Annotated in this window: 11 protein-coding genes and 1 tRNA gene; all 12 read left to right on the top strand. The window is 61.8% G+C overall.

Annotated elements, in window-relative coordinates:
• The first annotated feature begins 53 nt into the window (after window positions 1-53).
• The 12 genes from ACYG97_RS09860 (at window position 54) to rpoC (ending at window position 14,807) form a co-directional block, all read left to right on the top strand.
• Window positions 54-536 (top strand): group II truncated hemoglobin, encoded by a 483-nt coding sequence (locus tag ACYG97_RS09860; protein WP_023694880.1) that lies wholly within the window; start codon window positions 54-56, stop codon window positions 534-536.
• A 159-nt stretch (window positions 537-695) separates the two neighbouring features.
• Window positions 696-771: transfer RNA gene (locus ACYG97_RS09855), tRNA-Trp, on the top strand.
• Window positions 772-1,196: 425 nt separating this feature from the next.
• Window positions 1,197-1,661: an Hsp20 family protein gene (locus ACYG97_RS09850; protein ID WP_286487389.1), complete on the top strand. Its 465-nt coding sequence runs from the start codon at window positions 1,197-1,199 to the stop codon at window positions 1,659-1,661.
• Between the two features lie 73 nt (window positions 1,662-1,734).
• Complete coding sequence (locus ACYG97_RS09845; RefSeq protein ID WP_156937203.1) at window positions 1,735-2,202, top strand: hypothetical protein; 468 nt, start codon at window positions 1,735-1,737, stop codon at window positions 2,200-2,202.
• A 489-nt stretch (window positions 2,203-2,691) separates the two neighbouring features.
• Complete coding sequence (gene secE / locus ACYG97_RS09840) at window positions 2,692-2,895, top strand: preprotein translocase subunit SecE (RefSeq protein ID WP_023667439.1); 204 nt, start codon at window positions 2,692-2,694, stop codon at window positions 2,893-2,895.
• Window positions 2,896-2,922: 27 nt separating this feature from the next.
• Window positions 2,923-3,450, top strand: coding sequence for a transcription termination/antitermination protein NusG (nusG, locus tag ACYG97_RS09835; RefSeq protein ID WP_006333333.1), 528 nt, complete (start codon window positions 2,923-2,925; stop codon window positions 3,448-3,450).
• Window positions 3,451-3,622: 172 nt separating this feature from the next.
• Window positions 3,623-4,051: a 50S ribosomal protein L11 gene (gene rplK, locus ACYG97_RS09830; protein WP_006333334.1), complete on the top strand. Its 429-nt coding sequence runs from the start codon at window positions 3,623-3,625 to the stop codon at window positions 4,049-4,051.
• 4 nt (window positions 4,052-4,055) lie between these two features.
• Window positions 4,056-4,754, top strand: a complete 699-nt coding sequence (gene rplA / locus ACYG97_RS09825; RefSeq protein WP_023667438.1) for a 50S ribosomal protein L1 — start codon at window positions 4,056-4,058, stop codon at window positions 4,752-4,754.
• 373 nt (window positions 4,755-5,127) lie between these two features.
• Window positions 5,128-5,646 carry a 50S ribosomal protein L10 gene (gene rplJ / locus ACYG97_RS09820; protein ID WP_023667437.1) on the top strand — a complete coding sequence of 173 codons (519 nt, stop codon included), beginning with the start codon at window positions 5,128-5,130 and terminating at the stop codon, window positions 5,644-5,646.
• 54 nt (window positions 5,647-5,700) lie between these two features.
• The gene (gene rplL / locus ACYG97_RS09815; protein ID WP_023667436.1) at window positions 5,701-6,078 is read left to right on the top strand and encodes a 50S ribosomal protein L7/L12; all 378 of its coding nucleotides are present in this window, start codon (window positions 5,701-5,703) and stop codon (window positions 6,076-6,078) included.
• Between the two features lie 248 nt (window positions 6,079-6,326).
• Complete coding sequence (gene rpoB / locus ACYG97_RS09810; protein ID WP_460221576.1) at window positions 6,327-10,463, top strand: DNA-directed RNA polymerase subunit beta; 4,137 nt, start codon at window positions 6,327-6,329, stop codon at window positions 10,461-10,463.
• Between the two features lie 147 nt (window positions 10,464-10,610).
• A complete protein-coding gene (gene rpoC / locus ACYG97_RS09805; protein ID WP_023667434.1) occupies window positions 10,611-14,807 on the top strand; it encodes a DNA-directed RNA polymerase subunit beta' in 4,197 nt (1,398 codons plus the stop codon).
• Window positions 14,808-14,880: the final 73 nt, after the last annotated feature.

The following is a 14,880-nucleotide window of genomic DNA, read 5'->3' as shown; positions in this document are numbered from 1 at the left end:
GGGCGCGATTTCCGCTATCGTCGTGCCGGCGCCGGGCTGGCGGAGGATCGACAATGAGCCAGGACATCCCGACACTCTACGAATGGGCCGGCGGCATCGAAGCCCTCAACCGGCTGACGGAAACCTTTTACGACAAGGTGTCGCGCGACCCGGTGGTCGGCCCAGTGTTCAAACACATGTCGCCGGATCATCCCGCGCATGTCGCGGCCTTCATCGGCGAGGTTTTTGGCGGACCCAAGACCTACAGCGAACAGCATGGCGGCCATCGCGAGATGGTCATGCATCACTTGGGCAAGCATCTGACGGAGGAACAGCGCCGCCGCTGGATCAGCCTGCTTGCCGATGCCGCCGATGCGGTCGGGCTGCCGGACGATCCCGAATTCCGTTCCGCCTTCATGGGCTATGTCGAATGGGGGTCACGGCTTGCCAAGATGAATTCCACCCTCGGCGAGACCTGCGACCCGCAGACCGAACCGATGCCGGCCTGGGGCTGGGGCGTGCCGGGCGGGCCGTACAAGCCGCCGGCCGGGGGCTGAGCGCCGGCATGCGGCTTCAGGCAGGCGAAAAATCGAGATAGGCAGGGACGGGCTGGTCATCACCTATTCGGATTTTGGCAAAGGATCTGAAAGCGCGTCAGACAACTCTTTACAGCGCGCCCGGAAGCTTTTAGGAAGCGCCTGCGCTGAAACGCGCGTACGGGCATAGCTCAGTTGGTAGAGCGGCGGTCTCCAAAACCGCAGGTCGTAGGTTCGAGCCCTGCTGCCCGTGCCATTTTCCTCGTTGGAATCCGGCATTTTAGAAACGCCTTGTTTTGGCTCCTCGTTTGGTTGGGCTGAAGCCGCGTACTCGACGAGCGACGTTCCGAAGGCATGCGCAGAGCGAGAGCGCTGATGCGCAATGCCGAAGTCGGCGTATTTCCACGAACCGATTTCCTTGATTCAACTGCCATTGGCGAGCCAATTGCCATTTGCGTTCACAATTCAGAATAGGCCTATTTTGCTGCCGCCAGCTGCTTTTCAGCGGCTGCGAATTATTGGAAGCGGGATGCTGGCCTGGCTTCTGGAATTTTTTTGAATAGGGCTCTTGAACCGGTTTTCAGCCCTTCCTAATTCGTTTCCCGCCGAGGCCGATTGGCTTGACAAAAGGCGGCGCTGCTGGGCGGCGCCCTTGTACCCATGTTCAAGGAGGTTGTGGCTATGAGAACCTTTGATACTCTCTATCGCAGCACCGTCGGTTTTGACCGTCTTTTCGACATGCTCGACAGCGGCACGCGTCCGGACTGGCCGCCCTATAACATCGAGAAGGTCGACGAGAACGATTACCGTATCTCGATGGCCATCGCAGGCTTCAGCCAGGATGAGGTTGAGCTGACCCAGCATGGACCCGAACTGGTCGTGGTAGGCCAGAAGGCTGATGACCAGAGCGGACGCCAGCTGCTGCACCAGGGCATCGCCTACCGCACTTTCAGGCAGACGTTTAAACTTGCCGACCACATGAAGATCAAGGCAGCAAACCTTGAGAACGGTCTCCTGACCATCGACATCGTCCGTGAGATTCCCGAAGAGCTGAAGCCGCGCCGCATCAGCATCGGGGCCGGCGACGCCCAGGTGGGCGGCAAGCAGATCGCCCAGGATACGGAACGCACCCGCAAAGCGGCCTGATCGTATCGATTCAGTTATCCCTGCGGTCCGCCTCCCGGCTTCGGCCGGGAGGCCCAGATTGCGGAGAATGGAGATGGACAACTTCTACGAGACACCGACACTTTCTGCGGCACGCTCGGGCAAAATTGAAACTTCTTTGTGCCTGCTCGACAATCCAGACGACGTCATCAACCATCCACGCCTCAGCCGTGGAGAAAAGCGGGCACTGCTTTCCTCGTGGGCGTCCGATGCCTGCGCGGTGGAAAACCGGCCTGCCTTGCGCCGCCTGGACAACGGCACGGTAATCCCTGTCGACCAGATTCTGAGGGCGTTGAAGGCTCTGGATGAGAAACCCACGCTGGGGAAAGAGACTTCAGGCCGGGTGCTGCCTTGGCGACCCTCCACGCGCCGAAGCGGTCTCAAAGCTTGGCGGCGTGGTGGCCGTTCTTTCGGCCCCGACGATGACGACGACCCGCCCCCGTGCCCGGCAGTGATCGCGCCGCGCCCACGCCCACCATGCGGAATCGGCGCAGTGGCCGGGGTCGAACTCGCCTGTGCCTAACTAACCCTGGGTTGATCCAGCTGCCTCGGCATGGGCAGCTGGATTCCAATCTTGCGTGCGCTTCATTTGGTTTCCAAAACAGCAGGTCGCAGGTTCGTCCGCAACGCCATTTCCTCGAACTTGTAATCGCGTGCCTGATTTCCGGATCCACCTCCTGGAATTGGGGTCCGGCATTGAAAAAGGGCAGGTGGCTTGCCATATTGGGCGAACTGAGGCATAAGGCCTCGATAGCCGGGACGGGACGACTGGATGGTTCCGAGGCGGCGTTTGGTCATAAAGCGGACACTTGCCACTTGCGTGGATCAAGAATCGGTTTTATGTAGACACAACAGACACGCGACGCGTGGAGCTGGGAAGCCGGCTTTACGCGTCCGATTTGCATGGGCGAAATGGCGCTGATTCGGCGCCGACTTGAACCCAGGCGGCACGTCCCGGCCAGCGGGATCATCCAGGAGACCCGGCCAACGGGTCTTGAAGACAGAGCGGCATATGGCTTCGAAAACCACAAATCCTTTCGTCTTTCTCCAGCAGGTCCGCGCGGAAACTGCCAAGGTGACTTGGCCGTCGCGCCGGGAGACGATGATCTCGACGGTGATGGTGCTCGTATTCGCGGTCATCGCGATGATCTTTTTCTTCACCGCCGACGTGGCCATGGGCTACGCGATCGAGCGGTTACTGAGCCTCGGCCATTAAGTCCGGCGATTACGGAGAAGTCTTGAAATGACCGCGCGCTGGTACATCGTCCACGCCTATTCGAACTTCGAAAAGAAGGTCGCCGAGGACATTGAGAACAAGGCCAAGCAGAAGGGCCTGTCCGCCGATATCGAGCAGATCGTGGTGCCGACCGAGAAGGTCGTCGAAATCCGCCGCGGCCGCAAGGTCGATGCCGAGCGCAAGTTCTTTCCGGGCTATGTGCTGCTCAAGGCCAATCTGACCGATGCGGTGTTCTCGCTGGTCAAGAACACGCCGAAGGTCACCGGCTTCCTCGGTGACTCCAAGCCGGTGCCGATCACCGAAGCCGAGGCGCAGCGCATCCTGAACCAGGTTCAGGAAGGCGTCGAACGGCCGAAGCCCTCGGTCACTTTCGAGATCGGCGAGGCGATCCGCGTTTCGGATGGTCCGTTCGCCTCGTTCAACGGTTTCGTCCAGGAAGTGGACGAGGAGCGGGCGCGGCTCAAGGTGGAAGTTTCGATCTTCGGGCGCGCCGTGCCGGTCGATCTGGAATTCGGACAGGTCGAAAAGGGCTGATCCGAAAACCCTGCGCCGGTTCGCCGGCAAGGGGAGGCGGCGCGGAAAGCGCGCGGCCATGAACGGGTGGGAGGCGAATGCGGCTTTAGCCGGCCGCGCGGACCGCACCACCAGACTGCAACCGCCGGTGTTCCCGATACTGGGGCCGGCATGAGATAAAGGCAGGAAAGAGATGGCTAAGAAAATTGCAGGCCAGCTCAAGCTCCAGGTCAAAGCGGGATCGGCTACGCCGTCTCCGCCGATCGGCCCGGCACTTGGTCAGCGCGGCATCAACATCATGGAATTCTGCAAGGCGTTCAACGCGCAGACCCAGGAAATGGAAAAGGGATCGCCGATCCCGGTCGTCATCACCTATTACCAGGACAAGTCCTTCACCTTCGTCATGAAGACGCCGCCGGTGAGCTACTTCCTGAAAAAGGCGGCGAACTTGACGTCAGGTTCGAAAGAGCCGGGCAAGATCAAGGCCGGCACGATCGGCCGCGACAAGGTGCGCGCCATCGCCGAACAGAAGATGAAGGATCTGAACGCAAACGACGTCGAGGCGGCCATGCGCATGGTCGAGGGCTCCGCCCGCTCGATGGGTCTGGAAGTGGTGGGCTGAGATCATGGCGAAGATTGCAAAGCGTGTATCGAAGTCCCGCGACGGCATCGACCCCAACAAGGCCTATGCCCTTGGTGAGGCGCTGAAGCTGCTCAAGGACCGTTCGACGGTGAAGTTCGACGAGACCATCGAAGTTGCGATGAACCTCGGCGTCGACCCGCGCCATGCCGACCAGATGGTCCGCGGCGTGGTCAACCTGCCGAACGGCACCGGCCGCTCTGTCCGCGTCGCCGTGTTCGCACGTGGCGGCAAGGCCGATGAGGCTCGCGCCGCCGGCGCCGACATTGTCGGTGCCGAGGATCTGGTCGACATCGTCCAGAAGGGCACGATCGACTTCGATCGCTGCATCGCCACGCCGGACATGATGCCGCTGGTCGGCCGTCTGGGCAAGGTGCTGGGCCCGCGCGGCATGATGCCGAACCCGAAGGTCGGCACCGTCACCACCGACGTCGCCGCCGCCGTCAAGGCATCGAAGGGCGGCGCTGTCGAGTTCCGCGTCGAGAAGGCCGGCATCGTTCATGCCGGCGTCGGCAAGGTCTCGTTCGACGTCAAGGCGCTGGAAGAAAACGTCCGCGCCTTCGCCGATGCCGTGACCAAGGCAAAGCCGGCTGGCGCCAAGGGCAACTACGTCAAGAAGGTGTCGGTCACCTCGACGATGGGCCCGGGCCTCAAGCTCGACGTCTCGACGCTCGCAGCGTCTTGATACGAACATCTGGATCGGCTCCAAGGCGCTGATCCGCAAGTGAATTCCGGGCCTCCGACTTGTCGGCGGCCCGGTACCGGAAGTCGAGAGGCTTCCGGACATCCTGTCCGAGATTGCAGGCGGCCCAGAAGCCTTAATTGAATTGGGCCTGCATGAGACGGGTGAAAACCGGACAACGGAGCGACAAGCTCCAATGAAAGGTTCGAACCGTGTTTGCCTTTTGTCTGCGCATCTCCGGCTTGCCGTCGATGTGGCGAAAGGGGGCAGGATCCTCGAGCGTCGTTCGGGAGATCTGTAATGGATGGCCCGGCCGGCAAAAAGGCAACCCGACGCCTGTCCCACTAGCGGGGCAGGGGTCAACTGGAGATAGGCAGTGGACAGAGCGGAAAAACGCGAACTCGTCACGGGCCTGAATGGTGCTTTTGCAGGCGCTGGTTCAGTCGTCGTGGCCCACTACGCCGGTATCACCGTCGCGCAAATGAACGACCTTCGGTCGAAAATGCGCGCTGCCGGTGGCACCGTCAAAGTCGCGAAGAACCGTCTCGCCAAAATCGCTCTTCAGGGCACGGACTCCGCATCGATCATCGACCTGTTCAAGGGACAGACGCTGATCGCTTATTCGGAGGATCCGATTGCGGCGCCGAAGGTCGCGTCCGATTTCGCCAAGGGAAATGACAAGTTGGTCATTCTCGGCGGCGCAATGGGCACCACCTCGCTCAACGCCGACGGTGTGAAGGCACTCGCCACACTTCCGTCGCTCGATGAGCTGCGCGCCAGGCTGGTTGGCATGATCGCCACGCCGGCAACCCGGATCGCCCAGATCGTCAATGCGCCAGCGGCTTCGGTCGCGCGCGTCATCGGCGCTTACGCCCGGAAGGACGAGGCGGCATGAGGCCGTTCCTCGCTATCACAAACACACGTTCGAACCTGATGAAGGAATACAACAATGGCTGATCTGGCAAAGATCGTAGACGACCTTTCGAAGCTGACCGTCCTCGAGGCGGCCGAGTTGTCGAAGCTTCTGGAAGAAAAGTGGGGCGTTTCGGCTGCTGCTCCGGTGGCGGTTGCCGCTGCCGGCGGCGCTGCCGCTGCTGCTGCTCCGGCTGAGGAAAAGACGGAATTCGACGTCGTCCTCACCGAGGCAGGCGCTCAGAAGATCAACGTCATCAAGGAAGTCCGCGCCATCACCGGCCTGGGCCTCAAGGAAGCCAAGGATCTGGTCGAAGCAGCTCCGAAGCCGGTCAAGGAAGCCGTTTCCAAGGCTGACGCTGAGAAGTTCAAGGCCCAGCTGGAAGCAGCCGGCGCCAAGGTCGACCTGAAGTAAGCGTAAAAGCGGCGGGCGGCCTCGCGCCGTCCGCCACTCCCTTCATCAGAGGGGAGGATGCGTAGCGCGAGATGTACGAGAACCTCTTTCCTGAGGGCCGAAACCGGCCTTCAGGAAACGGGTTTTCTCCCGTTTTAGCCGTCGCCGCCAGGCGGCGGGAAACAGATCAGGGGCCGCCGCCGAGGTGGCCGCGCATGCAAGGTGAGCCGCGGCGAGGCTCGCCCCGAGTTTATAGCTAAGGAGCGACGATGGCCCAGACCCAGACTTTCAATGGCCGCAGACGCGTACGCAAGTTCTTCGGAAAGATTCCGGAAGTTGCGGAGATGCCGAACCTGATCGAGGTTCAAAAAGCATCCTATGACCAGTTCCTGATGGTGGCGGAGCCCAAGGGTGGGCGTCCGGACGAGGGGCTGCAGGCCGTTTTCAAGTCGGTTTTCCCGATCTCCGATTTCTCCGGCTCCTCGATGCTGGAGTTCGTGAAGTACGAGTTCGAAGGACCGAAATTCGACGTTGACGAATGCCGTCAGCGCGACCTGACCTATGCCGCGCCACTCAAGGTGACGCTGCGCCTCATCGTGTTCGATATCGACGAGGATACCGGCGCAAAGTCGATCAAGGACATCAAGGAGCAGGACGTCTATATGGGCGACATGCCGCTCATGACGCTCAACGGCACCTTCATCGTCAATGGCACGGAGCGCGTCATCGTCTCGCAGATGCACCGTTCGCCGGGCGTCTTCTTCGACCATGACAAGGGCAAGTCGCACTCCTCGGGCAAGCTTTTGTTTGCGGCGCGCGTCATTCCCTATCGCGGTTCGTGGCTCGACATCGAGTTCGATTCCAAGGACGTCGTGCACGCCCGCATCGACCGCCGCCGCAAGATTCCGGTGACGTCGCTCTTGATGGCGCTCGGCATGGACGGCGAAGAAATCCTGTCGACCTTCTACAACAAGATCACCTACAAGCGCGCCGGTGACCACTGGCGCATCCCGTTCAACGTCGAGCGTTTCCGCGGCCTGAAGGCCGTTGGCGACCTCGTCGATGCCGATACCGGCGAAGTTGTCGTCGAGGCCGGCAAGAAGATCACCGCCCGCCAGGCAAGAGCACTTGGCGAAAAGGGTCTGAAGGCGATCAAGGCGACCGACGAGGATCTGCTCGGCAACTACCTGGCCGAGGACATCGTCAACTACGGCACCGGCGAGATTTTCCTCGAAGCCGGCGACGAGATCGATGAAAAGACGCTGAAGGTGCTGCTCGGCACGGGCGAAAGCGAGATCAAGGTTCTCGACATCGACCACGTCAATGTCGGCGCCTACATCCGCAATACGCTCAACGTCGACAAGAACGAGAGCCGCCAGGACGCACTGTTCGACATCTACCGTGTCATGCGCCCGGGCGAGCCGCCGACGCTTGAAACCGCCGAAGCCATGTTCAACTCGCTGTTCTTCGACTCGGAGCGCTACGACCTGTCGGCCGTCGGCCGCGTCAAGATGAACATGCGCCTCGAGCTCAAGGCTGAGGATACCGTGCGCGTGCTGCGCAAGGACGACATCCTGGCCGTGGTCAAGACGCTGGTCGAGCTGCGCGACGGCAAGGGCGAGATCGACGACATCGACAATCTCGGCAACCGCCGCGTGCGTTCTGTCGGCGAGCTGATGGAGAACCAATACCGCGTCGGCCTGCTGCGCATGGAGCGCGCGATCAAGGAACGTATGTCCTCGATCGAGATCGATACGGTGATGCCGCAGGACCTGATCAACGCCAAGCCGGCGGCTGCCGCCGTGCGCGAGTTCTTCGGTTCCTCGCAGCTGTCGCAGTTCATGGATCAGACCAACCCGCTGTCGGAGATCACCCTCAAGCGCCGCCTGTCGGCACTTGGCCCGGGCGGTCTGACCCGCGAGCGCGCCGGCTTCGAAGTGCGCGACGTGCACCCGACGCATTACGGCCGCATCTGCCCGATCGAGACGCCGGAAGGCCCGAACATCGGTCTGATCAACTCGCTGGCGACCTTCGCGCGCGTCAACAAGTACGGCTTCATCGAAAGCCCGTACCGCAAGATCGTCAACGGCAAGCTGACCAATGAGGTCGTCTATCTCTCCGCTATGGAAGAGTCCAAGCACCACGTTGCGCAGGCCAATGCCGAGCTCGACAAGAATGGTGGTTTCGTCGACGAATTCGTCATTTGCCGCAGCGCCGGCGAAGTGATGATGGCGCCGCGCGAAAACGTCGATCTGATGGACGTGTCGCCCAAGCAGATGGTGTCCGTGGCTGCGGCGCTGATCCCGTTCCTCGAGAACGACGACGCCAACCGCGCGCTGATGGGCTCCAACATGCAGCGTCAGGCCGTGCCGCTGGTGCGCGCCGAAGCGCCGTTCGTAGGCACCGGCATGGAGCCGATCGTTGCCCGTGACTCGGGCGCCGCCATCGGCGCCCGCCGCGGCGGCATCGTCGACCAGGTGGACGCGACGCGTATCGTCATCCGCGCCACGGAAGATCTCGATCCCGGCAAGTCGGGCGTCGACATCTACCGGCTGATGAAGTTCCAGCGTTCGAACCAGAACACCTGCATCAACCAGCGTCCGCTGGTGCGCATGGGCGACCGCGTCAACAAGGGCGACATCATCGCCGACGGTCCGTCGACCGAGCTCGGCGATCTGGCGCTCGGCCGCAACGTGCTGGTCGCGTTCATGCCGTGGAACGGCTACAACTACGAGGACTCGATCCTGCTCTCCGAGCGCATCGTGGCCGACGACGTCTTCACCTCGATCCACATCGAGGAATTCGAGGTCATGGCCCGCGACACCAAGCTTGGACCGGAGGAAATCACGCGCGACATTCCGAACGTTTCGGAAGAAGCGCTGAAGAACCTCGACGAAGCCGGCATCGTCTATATCGGCGCGGAAGTGCAGCCGGGCGACATCCTGGTCGGCAAGATCACGCCGAAGGGCGAAAGCCCGATGACGCCGGAAGAAAAGCTCCTGCGCGCCATCTTCGGTGAAAAGGCGTCGGACGTTCGCGACACCTCGATGCGCATGCCTCCGGGCACCTTCGGCACAGTCGTCGAAGTGCGCGTCTTCAACCGCCACGGCGTCGAGAAGGACGAGCGCGCCATGGCGATCGAACGCGAGGAGATCGAACGCCTCGCCAAGGACCGCGACGACGAGCAGGCGATCCTCGACCGCAACGTCTATTCGCGCCTTTCCGACGTTCTCGTCGGCAAGGAAGCGATTGCCGGGCCGAAGGGCTTCAAGAAGGGCTCGAAGCTGTCGAAGGACACGCTTGACGAGTATCCGCGTTCGCAGTGGTGGCAGTTTGCGGTGGAGAACGAAAAGCTCCAGAGCGAACTGGAAGCCCTGCGTGGCCAGTACGACGATTCCAAGAAGGCGCTCGAGCAGCGCTTCATGGACAAGGTCGAGAAGGTCCAGCGCGGCGACGAAATGCCTCCGGGCGTCATGAAGATGGTGAAGGTCTTCGTGGCCGTGAAGCGCAAGATGCAGCCGGGCGACAAGATGGCGGGACGTCACGGCAACAAGGGTGTCGTGTCGCGGATCGTTCCGGTCGAGGACATGCCTTTCCTCGAGGACGGCACGCATGCCGATATCGTGCTCAACCCGCTTGGTGTGCCGAGCCGCATGAATGTCGGCCAGATCCTGGAAACGCATCTGGGCTGGGCATGCGCGGGCATGGGCAAGAAGATCGGCGAGCTTATCGACGCCTACAAGACGGCTGGAGACATCAAGCCGTTGCGCAAGACGCTCGAGAGCTTCATCCCGGCCAACGACCGCAACGAGCCGGTCCGCGAATATGACGACGAGAGCATCGTTCGCCTCAGCGAGCAGATGCGCCGCGGCGTCTCCATCGCGACACCGGTGTTCGACGGCGCGCATGAAGTCGACATCAACATCATGCTGGAGCAGGCGGGCCTGCACACCAGCGGTCAGTCGCAGCTCTATGACGGACGCACCGGCGAGCCGTTCGATCGCAAGGTGACGATGGGCTATATCTATATGCTCAAGCTTCACCACCTGGTGGACGACAAGATCCACGCGCGTTCGATCGGTCCGTACTCGCTCGTTACCCAGCAGCCGCTGGGCGGCAAGGCGCAGTTCGGTGGCCAGCGCTTCGGCGAAATGGAGGTCTGGGCGCTGGAGGCCTATGGCGCCGCCTACACGCTGCAGGAAATGCTGACGGTGAAGTCGGACGATGTCGCCGGCCGCACCAAGGTCTACGAGGCGATCGTGCGCGGCGACGACACGTTCGAGGCCGGCATTCCCGAGAGCTTCAACGTGCTCGTCAAGGAAATGCGGTCTCTCGGCCTCAATGTCGAGCTGGAGAACACCAAGCTCGACGACAACCCTGTCCGGCTGCCAGATGCTGCCGAATAGGGGCGCGGCCGAGTAAGCAAGACATCCGGTCGCGGAACGCCGCGACCGGATGCAACAAATTCTACGGCCAGTGGGCCGACCACTCAGCGGGCATTTGGCCCGCGTTAGATGCAAGGGGTTTTCGAGGACCCCGAAAAGGAGAACGGCATGAACCAAGAGGTCATGAATCTCTTCAATCCGCAGGCGCCGGCGCAGGTGTTCGATTCCATCCGGATATCGCTCGCCAGCCCTGAGAAGATTCTGTCCTGGTCGTTCGGCGAGATCAAGAAGCCGGAGACCATCAACTACCGCACCTTCAAGCCGGAGCGTGACGGTCTGTTCTGCGCGCGCATTTTTGGCCCGATCAAGGACTATGAATGCCTGTGCGGCAAGTACAAGCGCATGAAGTACAAGGGCGTCATCTGCGAAAAGTGCGGCGTCGAAGTCACGCTGTCGCGCGTTCGCCGCGAGCGCATGGGCCACATCGAGCTGGCGGCACCTGTCGCTCACATCTGGTTCCTGAAGTCGCTGCCGTCGCGCATCGGCACGCTGCTCGACATGACCCTGAAGGACATCGAGCGCGTCCTCTACTTCGAGAACTACATCGTCACCGAGCCTGGCCTCACCGCGCTGAAGGAGCACCAGCTGCTCAGCGAGGAAGAGTACATGATCGCCGTCGACGAATATGGCGAGGATTCGTTCACCGCCATGATCGGCGCCGAGGCCATTCATGACCTTCTGGCCGGCATGGACCTGGAGAAGATCGCCGGCGATCTGCGTTCGGAACTGGCTTCGACCACGTCCGAGCTGAAGCAGAAGAAGTATCTGAAGCGGCTCAAGGTCGTCGAGAACTTCATGGAGTCCGGCAACCGTCCGGAATGGATGATCATGAAGGTGGTTCCGGTGATCCCGCCGGACCTGCGCCCGCTGGTTCCTCTGGATGGTGGACGTTTCGCGACGTCCGACCTGAACGATCTCTATCGCCGCGTCATCAACCGCAACAACCGTCTGAAGCGGCTGATCGAGCTGCGCGCCCCCGGCATCATCGTGCGCAATGAAAAGCGCATGCTGCAGGAAGCCGTCGATGCGCTGTTCGACAACGGCCGTCGCGGCCGCGTCATCACCGGCGCCAACAAGCGTCCGCTGAAGTCGCTGTCCGACATGTTGAAGGGCAAGCAGGGCCGGTTCCGCCAGAACCTGCTCGGCAAGCGCGTCGACTATTCGGGCCGTTCGGTCATCGTCACCGGTCCGGAGCTCAAGCTGCACCAGTGCGGCCTGCCGAAGAAGATGGCGCTCGAACTGTTCAAGCCGTTCATCTACGCCCGCCTCGACGCCAAGGGGTTCTCCTCGACCGTCAAGCAGGCCAAGAAGCTGGTCGAGAAGGAGCGTCCGGAAGTCTGGGATATCCTCGACGAGGTCATCCGCGAGCATCCGGTGCTCTTGAACCGTGCACCGACGCTGCACCGCCTCGGCATCCAGGCGTTCGAGCCGATCCTGATCGAAGGCAAGGCGATCCAGCTGCATCCGCTGGTCTGCACGGCCTTCAACGCCGACTTCGACGGCGACCAGATGGCCGTTCACGTGCCGCTCTCGTTGGAAGCGCAGCTTGAAGCCCGCGTGCTGATGATGTCGACCAACAACATCCTGCACCCGGCTTCCGGCGCGCCGATCATCGTGCCTTCGCAGGACATGGTCCTGGGTCTCTACTATCTCTCGATCGTCAATCAGAACGAGCCGGGCGAAGGCATGGTGTTTGCCGACATGGGCGAACTCCAGCACGCGCTCGAGACCAAGGCGGTGACGCTGCACTCCAAGATCAAGGGTCGTTTCCGCACGGTCGACGCCGAAGGCAAGGTCGTGTCGAAAATCTACGACACCACGCCTGGCCGCATGATCATCGGCGAGCTGCTGCCGAAGAACGTCAATGTGCCTTACGAGACGGCCAACCAGGAGATGACCAAGAAGAACATCTCCAAGATGATCGACACCGTCTACCGCCACTGCGGTCAGAAGGAGACGGTCATTTTCTGCGACCGCATCATGGCCCTCGGCTTCAGCCACGCCTGCCGCGCCGGCATTTCGTTCGGCAAGGACGACATGCTGATCCCGGACGCCAAGATCAAGCTGGTTTCCGACACCGAGGCTTTGGCCAAGGAATACGAGCAGCAGTACAATGACGGCCTGATCACGCAGGGCGAGAAGTACAACAAGGTCGTCGACGCCTGGGCGAAGTGCTCGGAAAAGGTCGCCGACGAGATGATGGCCCGCATCAAGGCCGTCGAGTTCGAGGACAGTGGCCGTCAAAAGCCGATGAACTCGATCTACATGATGTCGCATTCGGGTGCGCGTGGTTCGCCCACCCAGATGCGTCAGCTCGCCGGCATGCGCGGCCTGATGGCAAAGCCCTCGGGTGAAATCATCGAGACGCCGATCATCTCGAACTTCAAGGAAGGCCTGACCGTGCTCGAGTACTTCAACTCGACCCACGGCGCCCGCAAGGGTCTGGCCGACACCGCCTTGAAGACGGCGAACTCGGGCTACCTCACCCGTCGTCTGGTCGACGTGGCGCAGGACTGCATCGTCAACTCCGTGGATTGCGGCACCGACAAGGGCCTCACCATGCAGCCGATCGTCGATGCCGGTCAGGTCGTCGCTTCGGTCGGCCAGCGCGTGCTGGGCCGCACCTCGCTCGACGACATCACGCATCCGGTTTCGGGTGAGGTTCTGGTCAAGGCCGGAACGCTGATGGACGAACGTGACGTGGAAAAGATCGAAAAGGCCGGCGTGCAGTCGGTCCGCATTCGCTCGGCACTGACCTGCGAGGTCAGGATCGGCGTCTGTGCGGTCTGCTACGGACGCGATCTTGCCCGCGGCACCCCGGTCAACCAGGGCGAAGCCGTCGGCGTTATCGCGGCGCAGTCGATCGGCGAGCCGGGGACCCAGCTCACCATGCGTACCTTCCACATGGGCGGTACGGCGCAGGTGGTGGACAGCTCGTTCCTTGAAGCCTCGTATGAGGGCAAGGTCGAGATCCGCAACCGCAACGTGGTGCGCAACTCGGACGGCCAGCAGATGGTCATGGGCCGCAACATGGCGGTGCTGATCCTCGACGAAGCCGGCAAGGAGCGTGCCTCGCATCGCCTTACCTATGGTTCGCGCATCTTCGTGGACGATGGCGACAAGGTGAAGCGCGGCCAGCGTATCGCCGAATGGGATCCCTATACCCGCCCCGTCCTCACTGAAATCGAGGGCAAGGTGTCGTACGAGGATCTGGTCGACGGCATTTCCGTTCAGGAAACGGCCGACGAATCGACCGGCATCACCAAGCGCGAGGTTATCGACTGGCGCTCGACGCCACGCGGCAACGACCTCAAGCCGGCGATCGCCATCCTTGACCCCAAGGGCAAGGTCGGCAAGCTGTCGAAGGGCGGCGACGCCCGCTTCCTGCTCTCGGTAGAGGCCATTCTTTCGGTCGAGCCGGGTTCGCAGGTTCGTCCCGGCGACGTTTTGGCGCGTATCCCAATGGAAAGCGCCAAGACCAAGGACATCACCGGCGGTCTGCCGCGTGTTGCCGAACTGTTCGAGGCACGTCGTCCGAAGGATCACGCCATTATCGCCGAGATCGATGGCACGATCCGCTTCGGCCGCGACTACAAGAACAAGCGCCGCATCATCATCGAGCCGCATGACTCGACGCTTGAGCCGGTCGAATACCTGATCCCGAAGGGCAAGCCGTTCCATCTCCAGGACGGCGACGTCATCGAGAAGGGCGACTACATCCTCGACGGCAATCCGGCGCCGCACGACATCCTGGCGATCAAGGGCGTGGAAGCACTTGCTTCCTACCTCGTGAACGAAATCCAGGAAGTCTACCGTCTGCAGGGCGTGTCGATCAACGACAAGCATATCGAGGTGATCGTTCGCCAGATGCTGCAGAAGGTCGAGATCACGGTGCAGGGCGACTCGACCTACATTCCGGGCGACCACGTCGACGTGATCGAACTGGAAGAGGTCAACGAGCGCCTGGTCGAGGACGGCAAGAAGCCGGCCGAAGGCCAGCCAGTGCTGCTGGGCATAACCAAGGCCTCGCTGCAGACGCCTTCCTTCATCTCGGCCGCCTCCTTCCAGGAGACGACCAGGGTGCTGACCGAAGCTGCGGTTGCCGGCAAGACCGACATGCTGCAGGGCCTGAAGGAAAACGTCATCGTCGGCCGGCTGATCCCGGCCGGTACCGGCGGCACGATGAGCCAGATCCGGCGCATCGCCACCTCGCGCGACGAACTGATCATCGACGAGCGCCGCAAGGCCTCCGGTGTCGAGGTCGCCGAGCCGATGCTGACCGACATGGTCAACGCCGCGCAGTAAGCGCGGTAGGACGAGAAGAAGGAAGGGGGCCCCAGTGGCCCCTTTTCGCGTTTTGACCCCCAATCGAATCGAG

The organism is Mesorhizobium sp. W067 (assembly GCF_054719525.1).
The sequence above is the reverse complement of the archived record's forward strand: the minus strand, read 5'-3'. Positions and strand labels throughout refer to the sequence as shown.